The organism is Moraxella sp. TY6 (assembly GCF_048551375.1).
Classification (GTDB): domain Bacteria; phylum Pseudomonadota; class Gammaproteobacteria; order Pseudomonadales; family Moraxellaceae; genus Faucicola.
Window position 1 is genome coordinate 1 of the sequence record NZ_JBLYZJ010000010.1, and the last position, 22,092, is coordinate 22,092.

Sequence of the window (22,092 nt, forward strand, 5' to 3'; positions counted from 1 at the left end):
TCTATTCATTTGTCGGCTCTTAGTGACTTGCTTTTTTTTATAATACCTTGTTTTTATTGAAGTGCGTAACTTCAGTTCATAACTTATCCTCGATTCAACCTTATTTAATTTTTCTAAAATACCAAAAAATTTCTTGTGATAATTGAAAGGTAAGCTTGTGACAATTATTGCCCTATCGAATAACTTATTAGGGGTCACCACAGAAAACGGAAAAAACACGGCGGTAAGTAGTTTTGTCGAGTATTTTAAGTGATGTAGTAATGTCTAATAAACCAAGGTATTCTGTTTTTCATTAGCGAGTCGTAAAATTCACTATCTAGTTTGAGCCGTTAGTTATTTTGTTAAACTTTTTGGAATATGAAAAAAAACGATTGATTATGTTTTAAAGTTACGGTATCTTTTTGATATAAATCATCGCAAAATTTTTTCAAGGAAGAAAATAATTATGCTTGTCTCATCATCTATTAATGCCTCTAATACCAAACCCACCTATACCATCGCTGATTATTTATTTGACCGTGTCGCTGAAGCAGGGGCAAGTGAAGTCTTTGGTGTGCCAGGCGATTTTAACCTGACCTTTTTAGATAATATTGTCGCCTCTGATAAACTACGCTGGGTCGGTAATGCTAATGAACTCAATGCAGGTTATGCAGCTGACGGCTACGCCCGTGAGCGTGGCTTTGCAGCGATGGTGACGACCTTTGGGGTAGGCGAATTGTCAGCAGTCAATGCCACCGCAGGCTCGTTTGCTGAATATGCCCCTGTGCTACATATCGTGGGTGCACCCTCAATGGCGTTACAAGATAGTAAACGCCGTATTCACCATTCGCTAGGCGATGGCGTGTTCAATCATTTTATGGAAATGATACGCTCAGTAACGGTCGCTCATGCCAAAATCACCCCCGAAAATGCCACCTCCGAAATTGACCGTGTGATTCGGGCAATTCTAAAGCAACATCGCCCTGGTTATCTCTTACTATCGCCTGATGTGGCTCGTACGCCGATTTATCTGCCTTCTACCAAGCTGATAGAAGATGTTGAAAATATCACCAGTGAGCAAGCCTTAGCGGATTTTCGCCAAGCCATTACTGAGTTTTTACCCAACAAGACCACCACGTTAATCGCTGATTTGATGGTGCATCGTATGGGCTTGCAGTCGAAGCTTAAAGCTTTGATTGATGATACTGATGTGCCTTTTACCACGCTATCTTGGGGCAAGACCTTGCTAGATGAGCATAGTGAGCGTTGGGCAGGGACGTATGCAGGGGTCGCTTCTCGCCCTGTGGTCAAAGATGCTGTCGAAAATGCTGAGTGTTTGATAAAAATTGGCGTGAATTATACCGATACCACCACCGCAGGCTTTAGCATGAAAATTGAGCCGAGCCGTGTGCTAGAGTTGCATTTTGAGCGAGCGAGTGTGGGTGATAAAACCTTTGCCCCCATCGCTCTTAAAGATTCGCTAAAAGTGCTACACGAAGTGATGACTTCAGGCATCAACATTGTGCCAAAGCCATTGATTGGCAAAGTGGGTGAGCATGTCCAACAAGGTGGCAATGATGAACCATTGCGACAGGTGGATTTATGGGAAATTATCGCTGAAAGCCTTGATGGGCGTAATCTGATTTTTGCCGAGCAAGGTACGTCGTATTTTGGGATGTGTGATGTGCGAATGCCAAAAGGCGTGACCTTTTATGGACAGCCAATGTGGGGTTCGATAGGTTATACCTTACCTGCCAGTCTTGGGGCTTCGATTGCCTCGCCTAGCAAACGTAGCGTACTATTGATTGGTGATGGGTCAGCTTTGCTAACGATTCAAGATTTGGCGGTTATGTTACGAGAAAAAACCCACCCTGTGATTCTGCTGATTAACAATGATGGCTACACGGTCGAGCGAGCGATTCATGGCGAACTTGAGATGTACAATGACATTCCGCAATGCGATTGGCAACTGATGCCAAAGGCATTTGGGGCAACGGATGAAAATTGTCTAACCCTAAAAGTCACCACCCCCAATAAGCTACGACAAGCCCTTGATACTGCCAATAATACCCGTGATAAACTGATATTTATTGAAGTAATGACTGACAAACTCGATATTCCACCACTACTCGAAGAAATTGCCAACGCCCTAAAAAAATCGGCAAGGGAAGTGTAGGTGAGTTAAAGAATTTTATTTGGGATTTACACATTTGCAGAAATTGTAGGTTGGGTTGAGCGTGCGAAACCCAACGTTATTAATAGCTTATGTTGGGTCTCATACTTCGACCCAACCTACAAATGGTATTTTTGTGTAAGCCCTATTATTAAAGCATAGTAAAAATGGATTTTACTCAACCCCTGACCTCAAGGTCAGTTTATTATAAAACACAAGGAGTGTATCATGCGTTATGCCAACCCCAATACTGACGGTGCAAAAGTCAATTTTAAACCGCAATACGAAAACTTTATCAATGGCGAATGGGTCGCCCCTGTCAAAGGTCAATACTTTGACAATCTGTCGCCTGTGGATGGTAAAGTCTTTACCAAAGCCCCTCGCTCGACTGCCGAAGACGTTGAGCTTGCCTTAGATGCCGCCCATAATGCCAAAATCGAATGGGGCAAAACTTCACCGACCACTCGCTCAAATCTATTACTCAAAATCGCCGACCGCATGGAGCAAAATCTTGAGATGATTGCGGTTGCCGAAACGTGGGACAATGGCAAGCCGATTCGTGAGTCATTGGTGGCGGACATTCCATTGGCGATTGACCATTTCCGCTATTTTGCAGGCTGTATCCGTGCTCAAGAAGGCGGTATCAGTCAGATTGATGATGACACCGTGGCGTATCATTTCCATGAGCCGATTGGTGTGGTCGGACAGATTATTGCGTGGAATTTCCCGATTCTATTATGGGCGTGGAAAGTCGCCCCAGCCCTCGCCGCAGGCAACTGTATCGTGCTAAAACCTGCCGAGCAAACCCCTGTTAGCGTGCTGATTGTGATGGAGTTGATTGCTGATTTATTACCAAAAGGTATTTTAAATATCGTCAATGGTATGGGTGCAGAAGTGGGTAAATACCTTGCCTCTAGCCCTCGTATTGGCAAAGTGGCGTTTACAGGTTCGACCGAAGTCGGTCACTATATCATGGAATACGCTAGCAAAAATATCATCCCTGTCACGCTCGAATTGGGTGGTAAATCACCAAATATTTTCTTTGCCGATGTGATGGATAAAGACGATGAGTTTTTGGACAAAGCCCTCGAAGGCTTGAGTATGTTTGCCCTCAATCAAGGTGAGGTTTGTACTTGTCCATCTCGTGCGTTAGTGCATGAAAGCATCGCAGACGAATTTATCAAAAAAGCCGTTGAGCGAGTCAAGCGTATCAAGCTCGGGCATCCGCTCGATACCGATACCATGGTGGGGGCTCAAGCCTCACAAGAACAGCAAGACAAAATCTTGAAATACATCGATATCGGTCAGCAAGAAGGGGCAGAACTGCTTACAGGCGGTAATGCTCGTGAAGAAGTCGGTGCAGGGTTCTATATTGAGCCAACGATTTTTAAAGGTACTAATGAGATGCGGATTTTTAAAGAAGAAATCTTTGGTCCTGTGTTGTCCGTCACGACCTTTAAAGATATTGACGAAGCTCTAGCGATTGCCAATGACAGTGATTATGGACTATGCTCTGGCGTGTGGACACGAGATGTTAATACAGCCTATCGTGTAGGGCGTGGTATCGAAGCAGGGCGAGTATTCACCAACTGCTACCACAATTACCCAGCTCATGCGGCATTTGGTGGCTACAAAAAATCAGGCATCGGACGTGAAAACCACAAAATGATGCTTGAGCATTACCAACAAACCAAAAACTTATTGGTCAGTTACTCACCAAAAGCGATGGGGTTTTTCTAAATTAGTTGGTGTTTTAAAAAGAAGGTTGCAAAAATTTTTGTGTAAACCTATGTAGCTAAACGGGGTTTACACAAAATATTTTACAGTCTCTTTTGCAGAAAGACTCTTAAACGAAATTTTTTATATGATAATCTAGTTTAGCTCGACTTATAGGGGTCAGCACAGAATTCGAAGCATATTGTACGCTAAGGAATTTTGTCGAGTATCATACTAATATAAATTAGCGTGATAATGGGAGTAACCTATGGAAAACATATATTTTCCATAGAGCTTTTTATTTTCTTAAGCTTCTGCCTATTTATTGGCTTTCCGCTATCTACTAAAACCAAGAGAATCAAATTGCATAAATTTATGATTAAAAGGGTTTGATGTAGGATTTCTTTTATCAATTATTAAAAATTTGGCTCATTTTTTGCATAAAAATGGGATAAAACCCAAAAAAATTCATTAGCGTACAATATGCTTCGAATTCTGTGCTGATTACTTAACTTCTATTGGGTATGGTGGTTTTTTCATGTCGGTATTCTCTCAGATTTTGAGGTCTCCGACAATCTCGGTACGGTTCAGGGTATTTAAAGTAATTGGGTGGGTGTCACCAAAAATCTGCTCAAAAAATCATCAAGGCACAATTTGGGCACAAAATGGGCACATAAAAAATTTCAGCCAAAAAACTGTGCCCAAAACGAGAAAAGTGGTCATAATCACTTTTCCTTAAATGACGGCTAAACCCTTGAAAACACACGCAATAAAAAACCCCAATCGTGTGATTGGGGTTTTTTGAATGTGGTAGGCGTAAACGGATTCGAACCATCGACCCCCACCATGTCAAGGTGGTGCTCTAACCAACTGAGCTATACGCCTAAAATTACTGACTAACAGTTACTGCATTCAGTGGGTTGCTATTCTACCAATTTTTTATAGATTTGCAAGTATTATTTACAATTTTTTTATTAGCCAAATTTTAGACGCAACCGACCAATAAAACCTTTGATTTTGCTCGAAATACTTGCTTGGGTCTGCTCGGAATTATCCACCTCCACTTCATAACGTTGGGTCAGTGTTGGGCTGTCTATCAGTTTTTGATATTGCTCAAATCCCCTATCAAGGCTTAATTGCAATAGATTGGGGCGAATCGGCTTGGGTAAACAGCGATAAATCTGCCCTTTATTAATCAAATCAATCAATAAATGGGCATCTTGAAATTGCGTCTGCACCAATACGATGAGGTTGGGGGCATATTGTTTGAGGGTATAAATCACAGGGGCGATATTTTCACCGCCAACCGTGACATCCGTCAAACAAACGCCAATATCATGGCTACCGAGGTATTCATACGCCTCATCCAATGTTCTGGCATAAAAAAACTCATAACGATTACCAAAACACGCCTGCACCTTTTCGGGTACGTGCGGATTGTCATCAATGATTAGTAATTTTTTGGTTCGTTCATCCGTTGAAATCTGTGGCGTTTGGGTGGTTGGTTGGCTTGACAGGGCGATTTCTGTGGCTCGACCGATGACTTTAAGTAGCTCTTCGGATTTACAGGGTTTGGTTAGGTAGCGATAGATTTCACCATCATTAATAGAGCCTAGGATAGCTTGTAAATCTGCATAACCTGTCAACAAAATACGAATAGTATCAGGCGATACTTCTTTAACTTCTCGCAGAATATCCACCCCTTCACGCTCTGGCATGCGTTGGTCACTCACCGCCACATGGACTTTATGGGTCTTGATAAAGTTAATATATTCATTGGGGTCAGTGGTGATAAACACGTCATGGCTACGGCGAAATAGTAGCGACATAGTACGTAAAATGCGACTTTCATCATCAATAAATGCTACTTTGGGTTTATGGCTATTGCTATCTATCGTATTGGTTAAGTTCATATCCATAATGCAAATCCTTTATATACGTTGATATTTCCTGACAGTTTATTCATCATTTTCATCAATGATTGACTGTTCTTGTGGGGTTAATGCCGAATGGATTGGCAAACGTAAACGAAATACTGTACCAACTCCTTCTTTGGATTTGACCTCAATGCCACCGTGATGCTGTTCCATGATTTGTTGGCTAATTGCCATACCCAATCCTGTGCCTTCACCTGCTTTTTTGGTGGTAAAAAATGGCTCAAAAATCCGTGCTAAAGTCGCTTCACTCATACCATGACCATTGTCTTTGACATCAATATAAACCCAGTCATTATCAGCATGGGTGCGAATATAAATTTTCCCTTCTTTACCTGTCGCAATGGCTTGGTGGGCATTGTTAAACAGATTTAGCAATACTTGATTCATCTGCGAAGGCGAGCAGGTAATCGAAGGTGTAGAGCCAAAGTCAGTTCTGACATCATGGTATTTAAGGTTATTTCTCACCATCGTTAATGCGGTATTGACACAGTCTTCAATGTTCACGCTTTTGACTTTACTTTCATCAATCCGAGCAAAGTTACGTAAATTGACCACCATATCCGAGATTTGTTCGATACCAAATAGCGAATCTTTGACCAATTGTTCTAGCTCATCATTGATTTGGTCTTCATTCAATTCTTCATTAATTTGTAGCACATCCGCCAATACCGTTTGTATTGCCTCATCATCTTCGGCTTGAATGGCTTCGGTAAGCTGTTGCAAACCAACGCTTAACCCTTCATATTGGTGGGTGAGCATCTGAATCAATTCGAGGTTATTTTGTACATAAGATAATGGCGTATTGACCTCATGTGCCACACCTGCCACCATTTGCCCCAGTGTTGCCATTTTTTCGGAGCGAATCAATTGCACTTGTGAGGCTTTTAGGTCAGATAATGCCGTTTGCAAATCTTGGGTACGTTCGATGACCTTTTGTTCAAGTTGTTGGTTAATGGTCGCCAATTGCCCCTCATTGTCTTGAATCCGTTGAAGCAGGTTGCGTGTAGATTGATTTAACACACCGATTTCATCACGACCTTGGCTAAATCGGATATCGCTTAATTGATTGTATTGTTGTTTACCGATGACTTGCTCGGCAATCCCCACACGGTTACTAAAGCGTTTTAATGGCAATAAAATCATCGCTTGTAATAACAAATATACAAAGCCTGCCATCGCCACCAATGAGAATAACAAAGCGGTCAATAATCGCCCTGTAAAGGCATCAGCAAACGCATTCACCCCTCGATTCGGTCTGACGCTGATAAGCTTCCAATGGGTTTGGGGTAATTGGAAAATATAGGCTTGGGCATCATCCCCCAAAAACTTGTCGCTACTCAAGGTAACATTGTCTAATAAATGTGACTTGAGGGCATTTTTGTCACTGGCATTGGCACTGGCATTTGCACTGGTATTGGCATCAGCACTGCTATTTTCAAGCGTTTTATCAGTCGCCATTTGCTCATTGTTACTTTCATAAAATGCCAATAAATTTTGTAACGTTGAGCCTTTGGGTAAGTTATTTTGGCTATCATAGTCACTACTCGCTTCCAAGATATGGCTATCCGCCCCATAGGTTTTTGCCAGTTGTGCAAGCGACCCATTTAAGGTGGTGACTTCTTGATTAAGACGAGTGACCACAGGTTGTAACGCAGGGTTTTTTTGGGCAATATCATTCAGCGTGGCAGGCTTACCCGTTGAACTTAACACGGCAATTTTTTGGGTGTCTGAGCTAGCAATAATTTGCCCGCCATTATCCACCAACAACATATAGCCACTGCCAATGTTTTTTTGTAAATTCGCCAAAGTTTGCTGAATTTGCCCCAACGTGATATTGACCGTGGATGCCCCAAAAAACTGTTGATTACGGTCAATACGACTGCTACAGCTGACCGTCATCACCTGTTGGGCTTGCGAAGGGGCGACATTGCCCCAAATACAGCCTTGACTAGGCAATTGACGCATGGCATTAAACCACACTTGATTGAGATAATGGCTTTGGTCAAACTGTGCTGGATTGGCTGAAACATACTGACCATTATTGAGGGTTTTGACAAAGGTTTGTTGGTCTTTGCCATTAAACTGCCCCTTATCCACCCAAATACCGCCACTGGTGACATACTGCTTAGGGGCTTTGGTAAAAATACGGCTCATCCCTGCTTCAAACAACGCATCATCCAATGGCAAAACTTCGGCAAAGCTTTGCATTTTGAGGGCAATCTGCTCAGTACGATAGAGGTCTTGGGATAAAATATTGACGGTACGCTCACCATTTTCGATGATACGCTTTTCGGACTCAAGGCGAACTTGCGGATAATTTTCAACCTTAATGGTATAAATAACCGCAATCGTCACCAATGAAAATAACAACAACAGTGCCAATGCCATCTTGGTATTGATACTGTCAAATAAAGCAACCTGCCGTTGCGAAGACAACTGTGCCATACAGAACCATCCTTAGTTCTATTTCAACGTATTATTACCTGTATTAAACGCTGTTTTGACAGATTTTGCAAGTGCATAACAATATATCAGCGTACACCAATAAATGATTGTCCTAATCCCAAAAATAGTCTATAGTTAATCACATAATTTGTTACACTTTTAGGTTTTTTATCACAGGAGTATTTTTATGGCTACCACCCCTAATAACCGCCGTACCACCTCTCGTAAACCAGCCCCAAAAGTCGAAGCGGTTGAACAACCCTACGAAACCGACCCAAAAGCCTTGCTAGAACAATCACAACAAGCAGGCGTCAGCGAAAAAGCCAACGCCAAAAAACGTGCGATGGAAAGCGTGATGACAGCAGATTTGAAAGCAGGTAACATCGAAAAAATGACAGAGCATTTACAAGCTATCTTGGATGGTATGTCAGCAGATGAAGTGAACGAAGTCAAAAAATTATTTGGCACGCCTACCCCTGTGTATCATGGCAAAGTCAATAAAGACGATGAACTGGCTAGTAACTGGCGTGATGGCGGTTATCCCTACAAAAATCGTATGTCACGTAAAAACTACGAAGCCCAAAAATATGAACTACAAGTCGAATTGCTTAAACTACAAAAATGGGTCAAAGAAACAGGACAAAAAATTGTCATCATCTTTGAAGGACGTGACGCCGCTGGTAAAGGTGGTACAATCAAACGCTTTATGGAACACCTAAACCCTCGTGGTGCGAAAGTCATCGCCCTCGAAAAACCAACCGAACAAGAAGCAGGTCAATGGTATTTCCAACGCTATATCAACCACTTACCTACCAAAGGTGAAATTGTATTGTTTGACCGTTCATGGTATAACCGTGCAGGCGTAGAGCGTGTGATGGGCTTTTGTACCGAAGAACAATACAACGACTTTATGCGTCAAGTACCTGAATTTGAAAAACATTTGATTAGCTCTGGTATTCATTTAATCAAATTCTGGTTCTCGGTCAGCCGTGAAGAACAACGTCGCCGTTTTGCCGAACGTGAAGCCCACCCACTCAAACAATGGAAACTATCACCGATTGATAAAGCCTCATTGGATAAATGGGATGACTATACCCTTGCCAAAGAAACCATGTTCTTTAATACCGACAGTGCCGAATCCCCTTGGATTGTCATCAAGTCTACCGACAAAAAACGTGCCAGACTCAATGCCATGCGTTATGTGTTAAATAAACTACCGTATGACAACAAAGACCCTAAAGTCATCGGCACAGTTGACCCATTGATTGTCGGTCGTGCAGGGGCATTATACGAAAAAGGCGAACATTCTGAATTGGCAGTGCCGTACAGCCCCATTCAGTCAAAATAATTAATGACAAATCATTGTTTTTATCAAAACCACTGTTAAACTAAACAGTGGTTTTTTATTATCAAAATCAAGGAAATCCCTATGCAATTATTTGACAAATCACCCACGCCCTCAACCAACGTCACACTAATGGCGGAGGTTGCTACCTTATTAAAGCCTATGTTTGAGGGTGCGGATGATGGTCAAATCAACGATTGCCAAGCCAGTGATTGCCGAGCCAGTGATGAACAAATCACCCCATCAAATTTACCCACCATTTATGTCAAATTGGTCAAAACTACCCAGTTTTTATTTGTATTATTTGACACGGCAAGCCCAATGGCAACCGATTCATCGACAGCGATTCAAGCAGGCATTGCCAGTCATTTTGCTACCGTCAATCCGTTGGCGTTAGAGCGAGAATTAAGGCAAGATTATTTGTGGGAAAAAACTTGTTTTGAATGTTTTATCAGTGGTGATAGCCCTATTGAGGACAGAGCCAACAGCCCTTATTTAGAAATCAATCTTGCACCGCAGGGGGCGTTTAATCTGTATTATTTTGACAGCTACCGCACACCTAGCCAAATGCCCCCTAGACGCTTGCCAGTCGAGGCATTGGATTATGGCAAGGACATCAATTTTTTTAATCAGCCAATGGACAGCTCATTGGGATTTTGGCAGTCTGCCAGTCGTGAAATGCTCGATGAAGTGCAATGGCTGGCACAAGCTTATCCGCTCGCCTCTTTGCATCATCGTACAGCGATGGTGTTGCGATTGGAGGCATTAACAACAATTTTACCAATACCAAAAGGGGAATTGTTGGTCAATCCGTGCTGGGTGTATCAGTCACAAGCGGATAAACCTGTGTTAAGCTATTGGGCAAGTCATCATGTCAGTCCGCCTGATTTCCATGATAAATCGGTGTGGCAAAATATATAAAATGGTGCATAAAACGCCTTACTTGGAGAACCCTATGCTCACCGATAAAAAAGCCTTGCCCATTGGCATTCAGACATTCGCAAAAATCAGAGAAGGTCATTATCATTATGTCGATAAAACAGGCTATATTTTTGAGCTGGTAAAAGAGCAATTTATCTTTTTATCTCGCCCTAGACGGTTTGGTAAAAGTTTGACGTTAGATACCATTGCCGAGTTGTTTCAAGCGAATCAAGCCTTGTTTAAGGGCTTGATCATCTATGATCAATGGGATTGGTCTATCGCTTATCCAGTGATACGGCTTAGTTTTGTGATTGATGGCATCGAGAGTGTTGAGCAGTTAAAGCATGGTATTCATTTACAGTTACAACAAAACGCCCAACGACTGGGGATTGGTTTAGCTGATGAGCCGAATGTCGGCTGGTTGTTTGAGGCATTAATTAGCACCGTTAGCCAACATTATCAGCAACGTGTGGTGGTGTTGATTGATGAGTATGACAAGCCCATTTTAGATAATTTGACAAATCCCAGCGTGGCTCGGGCGATACGTGATACGTTACGCAGTTTTTATTCGGTGATTAAAGCCCAAGACCGCAATATTCACTTTGCCATGCTGACAGGGGTGTCAAAGTTTAGTAAGGTAAATTTATTTTCTGGCTTAAACAACTTGCTGGATGTCACGTTAGACAGCCGATTTTCTGCGATTTGTGGCTATACCCAAGCTGAGCTACAAGCAACGTTTGCTGACTTATTGGCTAACGTGGATTTGAATCAGCTCAAAAATTGGTATAACGGCTATAATTGGACAGGTGAGCGTGTGTATAATCCTTTTGATGTGCTGTTGTTTTTGACCAATTATCGCTATGAAGCACATTGGTTTGCCACAGGTTCGCCGACCTTTTTATTGGATAAACTGTGGTCTGAGGCAGTGGATATCACGCAAATACAAAATACCTTGACGGATGGGGCGTTGCTATCACAATTTGATGTGGGGGATATTAGCCCTATTGCTTTGCTATTTCAGACAGGCTATCTGACCATTGAGGCATGGCATCAATTACCGTATGGGGTTTTTTATACGCTTAAATTGCCCAATATCGAAGTTCAGCAAAGCCTAAATCATGCGATTTTGGGTAAATACCTGCCATTAAAACCCAGTGAAATCACCCAAAGCCAAAGCCGATTGTATCAAAGTTTTGTGCATGATGATATTGAGCAATTGTTTGCAGTCATTCGCAGTTTTTTTGCCAGTATTCCGCATGATTGGCATCGTAATAATAACATTGCCCATTTTGAAGGGTATTGGGCATCGGTTTTTTATGCGTATTTTGCCAGTATTGGCTTGCCGATTCGAGTGGAAGATACCACCAGTCAAGGGCGTATGGATATGGTCGTGAGCTTTGCCAATCGCCTGTATATTTTTGAGTTTAAAGTGCTGACCAAATCCAGTGATCCCACCCCAAATCATCAAGGATTACAACAGATTAAAGAGAAAAATTATTTTGCCAAATATCAAGCTGAGTTTGGGCAAATTTATTTGATTGGGGTGGATTTTTTTGAGCAGGAACGTAGCGTAAACTTTGCCTATCAACAGCTTGATGACGCTATTGCGGATAGCTAATGGGTTTTTGGCTAAAAATTTCCATTTCCCCAACTTCGCTATTTTTTGTTACACTAACGCATATTTTATTGTTACCAACACGAGAACCCTATGAATTCAGCCACCAATCAACTGTTATTTAAACAAGCCAAAGCCCATATCGCAGGGGGCGTGAACTCGCCTGTGCGTGCATTCGCAGGGGTGGGTGGTACGCCTGTGTTTATCAGCCGTGCCAAAGGCTCAAAAATCTACGACACCGAGGGCAATCCTTACATTGACTATGTGGGTTCATGGGGGCCGATGATTTTGGGGCATACCCATCCGCATATCATCGAAGCGGTCAAAAATGCCGCCGATGACGGCTTGAGCTTTGGCGCACCAACGACTTATGAAACCACGGTGGCGGATAAAATCTGTGAGATTATTCCCAGTGTGGAAATGATTCGCATGACCAGCTCTGGTACAGAAGCCACCATGTCAGCGATTCGCCTCGCTCGTGGCTATACAGGGCGTGATAAAATTGTCAAATTTGAGGGCTGTTATCACGGTCATAGCGATAGCCTTTTGGTAAAAGCAGGCTCTGGGATGCTCGATATCGGTGAGCCAACCTCGAAAGGCGTACCTGCTGACTTTGCCAAACATACCATCACCTTGCCATATAACGATATCGAGGCGTTACAGCAATGTTTTGCCAAGTTTGGGCAAGAGATTGCAGGGGTGATTGTCGAACCTGTGGCAGGTAATATGAACATGATTATCCCAACCCAAGCCTTCCATGATGCGTTACGTCAGATTTGTACCGATAATGGGGCGGTATTGATTTTTGATGAAGTGATGACAGGCTTTCGTGTTGGTCTAAAATCGGCTCAAGCCCACTTTAACATCACCCCAGATTTGACCACCTTTGGCAAAATCATTGGGGCAGGCTTACCTGTGGGGGCATTTGGTGGCAAACGTGAAATCATGGAACACATTGCACCGCTAGGGGGTGTGTATCAAGCAGGCACATTGGCAGGCAATCCATTGGCAATGCGAGCAGGGATTGCGATGTTTGACTTGCTGGCAGTGGATGGTTTTTATGAAGCGTTAAGCGAAAAAGTCGTGTATCTTACCGATGGCTTAGAAAAACTTGCCAAAGAAGCAAGCATTGGGCTAAAAACCACCCGTTTGGGCGGTATGTTTGGTATTTATTTCACAGATGGTGAATTGCCACAAAACTTCCAACAAGTCATGCAGTGCGATGCCGAAAAATTTGCCACCTTCTTTCATGGTATGCTGGAGCGTGGGATTTATCTTGCACCGTCTGCATTTGAAGTGGGCTTTATGAGCAGTGAGCATAGTCAAGCGGATTTGGATGAAACACTTGCCAAAGCAAAAGAAGTATTTGCCAAAATGCGTGCTGTTTAACAAATTCTCGGCAACGGCTCACCACTAAGCCAATCCACCATGCGTAATCCCCCAATTTGGGTTTGCATTTGGATAAAATGATTGGGGTCAGCCACCACTTCACCAATCACGCTGGCTTGTTGGGTCAGTGGGTTGGCTCGCAAAGTCGCCAATGCCAACTCTTGGTACGCAGGCGATACAATGGCAATAAACTTGCCTTCATTGGCGATATATAATGGGTCAAGCCCCAATAGTTCACACGCCCCATACACTTGCGGATGAATGACAATGGCGGATTCTTGTAGTCGCATACCGACTTGGGATTGCTCGGCAATTTCGTTCAAGGTGGTGGCAAGTCCGCCTCGTGTAGGGTCACGCAACACCTTAATCGCCCCACTTGGCAAGGCATCACACAACTCACCCACCACTTGAGCCAATGATGCACAATCTGACTCGATAGCACTGTCAAAGGCAAGCGATTCACGTTGGGACAGCACCGCCATACCGTGGTCAGCGATACTCCCCGACAAAATCACCACGTCACCGACTTCTGCATTGCGTCCGCTTGGTTGGTGCTTGGCAGTCACCGCCCCAACCCCAGTGGTGCTGATAAACACGCCATCGGCTTTGCCACGTTCCACCACTTTGGTATCACCTGCCACGATGACGACATTGGCGATATTGGCAGAAGTTGCCATCGACTGAATGATTTTTTGTAAATCCGCTAAAGCAAACCCTGCTTCGATAATAAAACTACAGGTCAAATATAACGGCTTTGCTCCCATCATCGCAAGGTCATTGACCGTGCCATTCACCGCCAATGTGCCGATATCACCGCCTGCAAAAAACAACGGCTGAACCACATGGGCATCGGTACTCATCACCAACTGCTCACCCTCGCCCAAACTTGGTAGCCTTGCCCCATCATCACCTTGCCCCAAATAAGGGTTGTGAAAATATTTGGCAAATAGCTCGTCAATCAGTTGCTTAGAGGCTCGACCCCCTGCCCCATGATTCATGTCAATCACCCCATGCTTGAGGTCAAGGGGGCGGATATACGGTTTTTTTGACATTGTACTAACTCCGAAAGCGTCCATACGAATAATGTGCCGAACACGCCCCTTCTGATGACACCATACATGACCCCATCGGATTATCTGGCGTGCAAACTGTGCCGAATAATTTGCAATCGGTGGGGGTTTTGACACCTCGCAAAATCGCCCCACAGTCGCACTGTTTATGGTCAGGGACGGCTTGATACGTCAAATCAAATTTATATTCGGCATCAAAGGCACGATATCGCTCACGCAGTCGCACCGCACTGTTTGGCATTTCGCCCAAACCTCGCCATTCAAAGCTTTCTCGCAGTTCAAACACATCTGCCATCGCCTCAAGTGCCACCGCATTGCCCTGTAAACTGACGGTACGCATAAATTCGTTTTCGACTTCGGCACGGTTGTCATTGATTTGTTTAATTAACATCAAAATCGCCTGTAGCACGTCCACAGGCTCAAACCCTGCCACCACCACAGGTTTTTGGTATTGCTCAACAAACGGCTGATAGGCTTGTGAACCAATGATAATACTGACGTGGGCAGGACCAATAAATCCATCCAAATTCACGCCTTTTTCATGGCTATCATTGGGGGCGGATTGTAAAATATGCCCAATCGCAGGGGGCGTAAGGACATGACAGCATAATACCGAAAAATTGCGGATGCCTTGACGGTCGGCATTTTGGATAACCATCGCTGTCGGTGGTGTGGTGGTTTCAAAGCCAATGGCAAAAAACACCACTTGTTTATCAGGTTTATCAATGGCTAATTGCAACGCATCACTGGCAGAATACACCATGCGAATATCCGCCCCTTTGGCACGAGCTTTCATCAGCGATAAGCCACCACTGGCAGGCACTCGCATGGTATCGCCATAGGTGCATAAAATCACTTGATGACGTAATGCCAAATCAATGGCTTGGTCAATCCGCCCAATCGGCAACACGCACACAGGACAACCTGGCCCATGAATCATTCGCACATTGTTGGGGAGTAGCTCGCTAATGCCATACCGAGCAATGGCATGGGTATGCCCCCCACAAAATTCCATCAAGGCATATTGACGCTTGGGGTCAGCATGGGCGTGGATTTGTTGGGCGATTGCCTTGGCGGTAGCAGGGTCACGGTATTCGTCAATATATTTCATACACTGACTCCTGTGACTGGGCTAGTCGGTGGCAGATTTTGGGTATCTGATTCGAGATTGGCGAATAATTGGAGCGTTTGTTCGGCTTGCACAGGGTCGATGATACCAATGGCATAGCCAACGTGTACCACCACATAATCCCCCACTGCCACAGTCGGCACAAGCTCAATCGAGATAGTTTTTTGCACACCGCCAAGGTTGATAGTCGCTTGACTGGCGTGAATTGCAATGACTTTTGCAGGTAATGCCAAACACATAAATGACTCGCTTTTTACTCAGAGATAATATATCTCTTTTAACAATACCCCCTCTAACTCCCCCTTACCAGGGGGAGAACCACTCCCTCCCCTGCTAAGGGGAGGGCTGGGGTGGGGTCAAATAAAAAATTTGACTAGATACTACACTCAGAAAACAGTTTAACATCAAGCCTGTATCAACCAATCCAACCACGCTTGCATCCCCTCGCCTGTGGTGGCGGATACTTGCAAGATTTGAATATTTGGATTCACTCGTTTGGCGTAATCGATACATTTGGCTACGTCAAAATTAAGGTAGGGCAATAGGTCAATTTTATTCAGTACCATCACCTCGGCTACCGCAAACATATCTGGGTATTTAATGGGTTTATCCTCGCCCTCTGTGACGGATAAAATCGCCACTTTGGCTTTTTCCCCCAAATCCCACATGGCAGGACAGACCAAATTACCGACATTTTCGATAAACAATAGGCTATTGGGTAAGGCTTTATTGACTGGGGCGAACTGCAAGCCTGTCAAATTGGGGGCAACAGACTTGGCTTTCTCACCATTATCACTATCGCTTGGCTCATGGCTATCATTACGCTCATGGCTGTCATTCCGCTCATGGCTGTGGTCAGAGGCATGGCTATGGTCATGGATAGGTAGATTAGCAAAAGCGTGTTCAATCATCATGGCATCAAGGTGACAGCCTTTGCCTGTATTGACTTGAATCGCAGGCACACCTGTGGCACGAATACGGTCAGCATCATTACTGGTCTGTTGGTCGCCCTCCACCACTGCCACAGGCAAGTTGGGATAACGCTCACGCAACGCTTGAATGGTGGCACATAATAGCGTGGTTTTGCCCGAGCCGGGGCTTGACACCAGATTAAACACTTTTACGCCATGCGATACAAAATGACGGCGATTGCGTTCGGCAATACTGGCATTGGCGGATAGCACGTCTTGCTCAATTTTAATGGTGCGTTCTTGGCTTACATGCGGTAGGCTGACGTGTGCTGAGCCTAGCCCAAAGTGCATATCGCCTGTTTTGGCATCAATCGTCACGTGTTCAGGGGTTTCAAGGGTAGCCGTGCCACAACCACAAACAGTACACATAATTTTTCCTTTTATCCAAACAATTAAATCACAATCATATCTACGACTTTTAATTCTGTGCCACTGGTCGGCTGAATTTGGTAGCTACCGCACAGCGGACACGCCTGCCCTCGCTCGGTGATTTCCACCGCATTGGAGCAATGCAAGCACCACGCTGTCGCCTTGGGTGTGTCAATCAGCACCGTCACCCCTTGCAACACGCCCTCATGGCTCATGCTGTCAAGGGCAAAACGTAACGCTTGCACCTCCACGCCTGCCAACGCCCCCACTTGCAAATGCAACTGCTTGACACGGCTAAACTGCTCGTGTTGGGCGGTACGTTCGACCATTTCGACAATGCCTTGGGCTAAACTCATCTCGTGCATAACCTGTACACCTCAATTAAAGCTCTTTTACCATTAGGGTTTACACAAATTTTAAATTTATATTGCTATATAAAGACGCTAGACCTCTGCCTACGCAGGGGTGACGAAAATCAAAACAGTGTCGTCATTCCTGCGAATGCAGGAATCTAGTGTCTTTTGCGTAAGCCGTAACTACAACCCCTCACCATTGACGCTCACGCCAACACAAGGGTCAAAAGCCGTTACCATAGCCATAAGCTGTTGTTTTGTCAAGGAAACATTGGCAAACTGCAATGCCATTAATTGCTGATAAAGCCTACCCTTGGGATGAAAATGCCATTCAGTCGGTGCAATCACGCCATACCGTTGCACTCGATAATCGCCATCAGCACGCACCAATTCAACCAAATGCACCAAAATCCCACGCCCCATCGCCACCCACGCCACCGCCCCTCGTGTGGCTGTATCGTCAGTTACAATGGGCAATGCCCCCATCGGTAAATAATTCGGCTGATAAAATAAATCTTGCCCAACAAACGTTTCATGTAATAACAACGCAACACTATCCACCAACCGAGCCATGATTTGCCCCCACAGGCTCAATGCCGTTGGTTGATTCTCTGGTTGATTTGTGAAAAGGGTTTGTGCCACTCGCCCCCAAATACCTACGGTTGGTACTTGCCCTGCCAAATGCGGATATTGGCAAAAATTACCCTCAGTTTGCCAAGCGTGCCATAGTTGCTGTAATTGTGGTTCGCTCAACTGTGTTAAACAGGTGGGGGTAGCCTTTAACTCAACGATTAAGCTTTCATTGTTAATATCGTTTGGGGCAATGCTTTGACAAAGTTGCCATTGCTGTTGGGCGTACAAGGCAATGGGGTGGTGTTTTTCTGCCTGTTGTGCAACCCATTGATAAAGCCATGTTTCCCCCTCCATCTGCCAATGTTGCCACCAATCTAGCAAAACCTGTTGGCTTGTGGGCTGTGCATCAGTCGTCACATCGGCTGTTTTATTCGTTTCTATTGCCAAAATTTGCTCAACAAACCAATCTCGCACACGGTTTTGCCATGCGGTATCGGAAAATTGCGATGTCGCTGATTGCTCCCATAACGGACAGCTTTGCCAATCTATCGGCTTGACTGCCTGTGCCTTATCGTCTGTGGCTCGCCATTGCATTGCCATGGTTTGTAAATGGTCTTTAAGGGTCAGCCAATACAACGATTGTCGGTCAATGCTAACATCCGAATTAAACTGCTTAATATCTGTTTGGCAAGCGGTGTGAATGGCTAATTGACTGACATGGCGGTGAGCGTGTGAGCATAGATTAAACACCGCCCCTAGCACAGTCGGCACGGTCGCCAATGGCTGATTTGCCAACAATTTATCCAGCACCCCATCTGCCAATATTGGACGACCACCGTCAATCAATCGCTGATTTGGCGATACTGCATTTGGAGTGGGATAATCAAGCTGATAACCGCCTGCCATTGCTAACATGACTACCTACCAGTAAACAATCTACGGCGTGACAAACTGGGCGTATCTGTCGCTGTGATAGGGATTGACGGTGTGTGTTGGGCGGTGGTGGAATGGCGAGCCGTGGTAGCATCATGTTTTGTAGGATTTGCCATCGCTTGCGATAAATGGCTCATCACCCCTAACGCCAACCATCTGGCTTGCTCTTGGTCTGGCACGCTTTCTAATGGCGATTCTAGCGAGCAAGTTTGATACGCCCCCAAGGTGTCATCAAAGGCTTGGATAAAATCAAACGCCATCTCACCAAATTCATGCTGAACAATCGCACCGACTGGCTGAGTAAGGGCTTGATAAACGGTAGGCAACCACACCAAATTCATCGCCCACGGTGTGATTAATACACCGAGCAAACCTTGCGATTCATTGGCATTTATATTGGCATTATCACACACCACACGAAAGCCAATGGTTTCTACCGTGATATTGGGATGATTGAGTGGCATATCCGCCATACTGGTGTCAGCAATCGCCACAAAATGCCGATACAATACCCCTACTCGTTCATGTTGCTCAGTCATCATGGACGACCATAAACTGCGTGGCATCGCCATCACAATTGGGGCAACGCCAATGGGCAGGCAACTGGCTAAACGGTGTGCCAGCAGGGATTTGCCAATAATCATCGCCCTCGGCAGGGTCGTACACGTGCCAACAGATTTTACATTCCATTTTGCTATCATCGCTAATGCGACTGGCATCGCCCAAATAACTGCCCTCAAAACCTTGATAGGTTGAGGTTTGCGATGTTAATGCGTCATCATTCATGCGTCCGACTCCAACCATGCCAATACTTCCACCAACCGCTCCAAGGTATCTGCCAAATCCGACTCACTGGCACACGCCACCAACGGCACATCCGTGACTTCGATACAGTTGAGAATCACATTATCTTGAGAATTATAATACACCAATCGCCATGTATGAGCGGTCAAAGTGTTGGTAATACGGCAGTTGCCATAGCCTCGTGACAAAATCGTAATCCGCCCTGTCCCCAGTTGGTCATCAATATAGGCAATATCTACTTCGGTCAAAGGCAATAACGTCAAATTCACCACATGGGGCGTGGTCGTGGCAAAGCCGTTTTGTCCTTGTCCCTCCCCCTGCATTGCTAAACTAGCTTGGCTATGTGATTGAATTTCATGGATAATCGAGGGAATATTAACCAACTCTTTGGGCAATGGACTGGGCGTATGAGTGACTTGAGCATCTTGTTGGGCGGTCTGCCAAATCAACGCAGGAATTGTCCCCACCTCAATCGCATCATACACCTTGACCCCTTGAGCCAAGGCAATCACTCGCCACACCCCAACAAAGGCGGTTTCTTGAATGTCAATTTGCACCAAATTAAGGCTATCATCACCCACAATGGTGGCGGACACCTCGCCCTCGCCCAACACTTGATTGACCACCGTCAAATCCGCTTCACTCAAATGGCGTAGCGTCATCGGTGCGACCACCTCGCCTGCAAGCTGTTGTTTAACCATATCAATCAACGCATTCAGCGTAGCGACCGCCCCTTGATGAGCGACCATTTCTTCTGGCTCTGGTAAAATGGGGGCTTGATACACCGACATTTGGTTTGGCATCGACATATACGCCAACCCATCATCACTATTAAACCCTGCGGTCAGTTTGGAGGCTTCTGCCACCATCGGAATCCGCATGGGGTCAAATACATTTGGCTCGCTCATTGCCATTCCTTGTCTGTTTAAATTGGGTCTGTTTAAATACTGGTAAGGGTGATTTTATTGGAGGCTTGACGCACTTTTGCCAACCCCTCAGCAAACATTGGCACAAATACATCCCAATCTTGCATGCCTTTAATTTGGCCGACCACGCTACCGCCTTGCAAAAATACCAAGGTAGGGCGAATCGTCACGCCAAATCGCTCTGCAAGGGGCATTTCTGCCTCCGTTGTCACCACCCCAAGACGACATTGATTGGGAAATTCACGCCATAATTCTGGCAATACCACTGCCACATCTAGCCCCTCGGGGTGACGCACAGGGTCGCCTGTAAAAAACAGCACGGTTGCCAAATCACTTGGGCTTGCCAAAAATTCTTCAATATTTGCCAAATCAATCTCATTGGCTTGACAGCTATCAATTAACCGTAAAAATAACGGATGTCGCTCACTTTCACTCATATGTTTATTTAAACCTATTTAACCTATCCCAAACCCAAAAGTTGCTGTAATTGAGCTTGGCTCATTTGTGACGGCAAGGCAAAATCCACTGCCGTATCTGCTTGATAATTGCCTGTCATCGCTTGAACAATCAAGGCTTGGGCTTGGCGAATCTCCGCCACTCGCTCCACAGTTAGCACCTCACGAGCCGACCCCAAAAACACCAACAGCCAATCCCCTACCTTGGGCGTACCAATCAAGGCAGTTTCGACCACTTGCAACGCCTCTTCGGCAGTCGTACGCACCCACGCACGCCCTTCGCTGACTTGTTCTACCTGCATCGGAATACCTAAACACATGGCTTATCCTTTTATCAAACAACCTTATGGACGAAATCGGTCATCGCCATGTCGCCATGCGATATCGGCATCGGGTCGCCCTTGTTCATATAAATCCATCGCCAATTCCGCCCCAATACCTGTTTCACTGACATTGGTGACACGAGGGTCTAGCGGTATGGGATTGGCGGAGGCTCTGGGTGTGACGGTCACGCCCCATGATTGCAAGCGTTCAACAGCAAGCTGTAAGGCAGGGGCAATCGCTTGTTTGACGGTGTCGGTCAAGCTACCGCCATAATCTTCGATTTGTTCTGGTTGGCAACCTATCAGCACCAACGACTGTGGGTAATGCCCTGTCAATAATGACAACTGCAAAACCTCTTGAAAGCCTGTTTGGTGCAGGCTCATTTTTTTCGCCCCCAAAAATTTCGGCACGTCTTCATCCTCGACAACTTTGAGCGTACCTGCGGGCAAGCCATAATCAATCGCATCCAAGATGATTAAATGGGTAGATTCTTGTACATATTCAAGTAGATACAAGCCTTGCGTTCCCCCATCAATCAGCTCAATACTGGGGCTAAACTGATAATTTGCCAATAACGCTTCGACACAGCGAACGCCAAACCCCTCGTCCGCCCACAACACATTGCCAATTCCCAATACACGAATGGTCATCTTTTATCCACTATA

Annotated in this window: 20 protein-coding genes and 1 tRNA gene; 6 read left to right on the forward strand and 15 right to left on the reverse strand. The window is 45.0% G+C overall.

Annotated elements, in window-relative coordinates:
• Nucleotides 1–445 precede the first annotated feature (445 nt).
• Both ACK1U4_RS08535 and ACK1U4_RS08540 read left to right on the forward strand, forming a co-directional pair.
• The gene (locus ACK1U4_RS08535; RefSeq protein ID WP_419401105.1) at nt 446–2,155 is read left to right on the forward strand and encodes an alpha-keto acid decarboxylase family protein; all 1,710 of its coding nucleotides are present in this window, start codon (nt 446–448) and stop codon (nt 2,153–2,155) included.
• Between the two features lie 225 nt (nt 2,156–2,380).
• Complete coding sequence (locus tag ACK1U4_RS08540) at nt 2,381–3,892, forward strand: aldehyde dehydrogenase family protein (RefSeq protein WP_419401106.1); 1,512 nt, start codon at nt 2,381–2,383, stop codon at nt 3,890–3,892.
• 784 nt (nt 3,893–4,676) lie between these two features.
• On the opposite strand, the gene ACK1U4_RS08545 is transcribed toward ACK1U4_RS08540, so the two are convergent.
• The 3 genes from ACK1U4_RS08545 to ACK1U4_RS08555 all read right to left on the reverse strand — a co-directional run bounded on the left by ACK1U4_RS08545 (nt 4,677) and on the right by ACK1U4_RS08555 (nt 8,250).
• Nucleotides 4,677–4,753: transfer RNA gene (locus ACK1U4_RS08545), tRNA-Val, on the reverse strand.
• 89 nt (nt 4,754–4,842) lie between these two features.
• The gene (locus ACK1U4_RS08550; protein WP_419401107.1) at nt 4,843–5,787 is read right to left on the reverse strand and encodes a response regulator; all 945 of its coding nucleotides are present in this window, start codon (nt 5,785–5,787) and stop codon (nt 4,843–4,845) included.
• Between the two features lie 39 nt (nt 5,788–5,826).
• The gene (locus tag ACK1U4_RS08555) at nt 5,827–8,250 is read right to left on the reverse strand and encodes an ATP-binding protein (RefSeq protein WP_419401108.1); all 2,424 of its coding nucleotides are present in this window, start codon (nt 8,248–8,250) and stop codon (nt 5,827–5,829) included.
• A 187-nt stretch (nt 8,251–8,437) separates the two neighbouring features.
• Between ACK1U4_RS08555 and ppk2 the strand changes: the two genes are divergently transcribed.
• From ppk2 to hemL, 4 genes are all read left to right on the forward strand, one after another.
• Nucleotides 8,438–9,598: a polyphosphate kinase 2 gene (ppk2, locus tag ACK1U4_RS08560; RefSeq protein WP_419401109.1), complete on the forward strand. Its 1,161-nt coding sequence runs from the start codon at nt 8,438–8,440 to the stop codon at nt 9,596–9,598.
• An 81-nt stretch (nt 9,599–9,679) separates the two neighbouring features.
• Entirely contained in the window at nt 9,680–10,516 is an 837-nt protein-coding gene (locus ACK1U4_RS08565; protein ID WP_419401110.1) for a hypothetical protein, read from the forward strand.
• Between the two features lie 34 nt (nt 10,517–10,550).
• Nucleotides 10,551–12,134: an ATP-binding protein gene (locus tag ACK1U4_RS08570; RefSeq protein ID WP_419401111.1), complete on the forward strand. Its 1,584-nt coding sequence runs from the start codon at nt 10,551–10,553 to the stop codon at nt 12,132–12,134.
• Nucleotides 12,135–12,224: 90 nt separating this feature from the next.
• Nucleotides 12,225–13,520: a glutamate-1-semialdehyde 2,1-aminomutase gene (hemL, locus tag ACK1U4_RS08575; protein ID WP_419401112.1), complete on the forward strand. Its 1,296-nt coding sequence runs from the start codon at nt 12,225–12,227 to the stop codon at nt 13,518–13,520.
• On the opposite strand, the gene hypE is transcribed toward hemL, so the two are convergent.
• From hypE to ACK1U4_RS08635, 12 genes are all read right to left on the reverse strand, one after another.
• Nucleotides 13,517–14,572, reverse strand: a complete 1,056-nt coding sequence (hypE, locus tag ACK1U4_RS08580; RefSeq protein ID WP_419401113.1) for a hydrogenase expression/formation protein HypE — start codon at nt 14,570–14,572, stop codon at nt 13,517–13,519. The two genes, hemL and hypE, sit on opposite strands and share 4 nt — an antisense overlap.
• Before the next feature lie 4 nt (nt 14,573–14,576).
• The gene (hypD, locus tag ACK1U4_RS08585; RefSeq protein WP_419401114.1) at nt 14,577–15,701 is read right to left on the reverse strand and encodes a hydrogenase formation protein HypD; all 1,125 of its coding nucleotides are present in this window, start codon (nt 15,699–15,701) and stop codon (nt 14,577–14,579) included.
• Nucleotides 15,698–15,958: a HypC/HybG/HupF family hydrogenase formation chaperone gene (locus ACK1U4_RS08590; protein WP_419401115.1), complete on the reverse strand. Its 261-nt coding sequence runs from the start codon at nt 15,956–15,958 to the stop codon at nt 15,698–15,700. The genes hypD and ACK1U4_RS08590 overlap by 4 nt, the downstream gene beginning before the upstream one ends.
• 165 nt (nt 15,959–16,123) lie before the next feature.
• Complete coding sequence (hypB, locus tag ACK1U4_RS08595; protein WP_419401116.1) at nt 16,124–17,059, reverse strand: hydrogenase nickel incorporation protein HypB; 936 nt, start codon at nt 17,057–17,059, stop codon at nt 16,124–16,126.
• Between the two features lie 23 nt (nt 17,060–17,082).
• Nucleotides 17,083–17,424: a hydrogenase maturation nickel metallochaperone HypA gene (gene hypA, locus ACK1U4_RS08600; protein WP_419401117.1), complete on the reverse strand. Its 342-nt coding sequence runs from the start codon at nt 17,422–17,424 to the stop codon at nt 17,083–17,085.
• Between the two features lie 171 nt (nt 17,425–17,595).
• Nucleotides 17,596–18,900 carry a hypothetical protein gene (locus ACK1U4_RS08605; RefSeq protein ID WP_419401118.1) on the reverse strand — a complete coding sequence of 435 codons (1,305 nt, stop codon included), beginning with the start codon at nt 18,898–18,900 and terminating at the stop codon, nt 17,596–17,598.
• 2 nt (nt 18,901–18,902) lie between these two features.
• Nucleotides 18,903–19,457, reverse strand: a complete 555-nt coding sequence (hybE, locus tag ACK1U4_RS08610; RefSeq protein WP_419401119.1) for a [NiFe]-hydrogenase assembly chaperone HybE — start codon at nt 19,455–19,457, stop codon at nt 18,903–18,905.
• Nucleotides 19,450–19,722, reverse strand: coding sequence for a rubredoxin (locus tag ACK1U4_RS08615; protein WP_419401120.1), 273 nt, complete (start codon nt 19,720–19,722; stop codon nt 19,450–19,452). Before ACK1U4_RS08615 ends, hybE begins: the two co-directional genes overlap by 8 nt.
• Nucleotides 19,701–20,630, reverse strand: a complete 930-nt coding sequence (locus tag ACK1U4_RS08620; protein WP_419401121.1) for a hydrogenase expression/formation protein — start codon at nt 20,628–20,630, stop codon at nt 19,701–19,703. Before ACK1U4_RS08620 ends, ACK1U4_RS08615 begins: the two co-directional genes overlap by 22 nt.
• A 32-nt stretch (nt 20,631–20,662) precedes the next feature.
• The gene (locus tag ACK1U4_RS08625) at nt 20,663–21,085 is read right to left on the reverse strand and encodes a hypothetical protein (RefSeq protein ID WP_419401122.1); all 423 of its coding nucleotides are present in this window, start codon (nt 21,083–21,085) and stop codon (nt 20,663–20,665) included.
• Between the two features lie 23 nt (nt 21,086–21,108).
• The gene (locus ACK1U4_RS08630) at nt 21,109–21,423 is read right to left on the reverse strand and encodes a HypC/HybG/HupF family hydrogenase formation chaperone (protein ID WP_419401123.1); all 315 of its coding nucleotides are present in this window, start codon (nt 21,421–21,423) and stop codon (nt 21,109–21,111) included.
• Between the two features lie 24 nt (nt 21,424–21,447).
• Nucleotides 21,448–22,077: a HyaD/HybD family hydrogenase maturation endopeptidase gene (locus tag ACK1U4_RS08635; RefSeq protein WP_419401124.1), complete on the reverse strand. Its 630-nt coding sequence runs from the start codon at nt 22,075–22,077 to the stop codon at nt 21,448–21,450.
• Between the last annotated feature and the right edge of the window lie 15 nt (nt 22,078–22,092).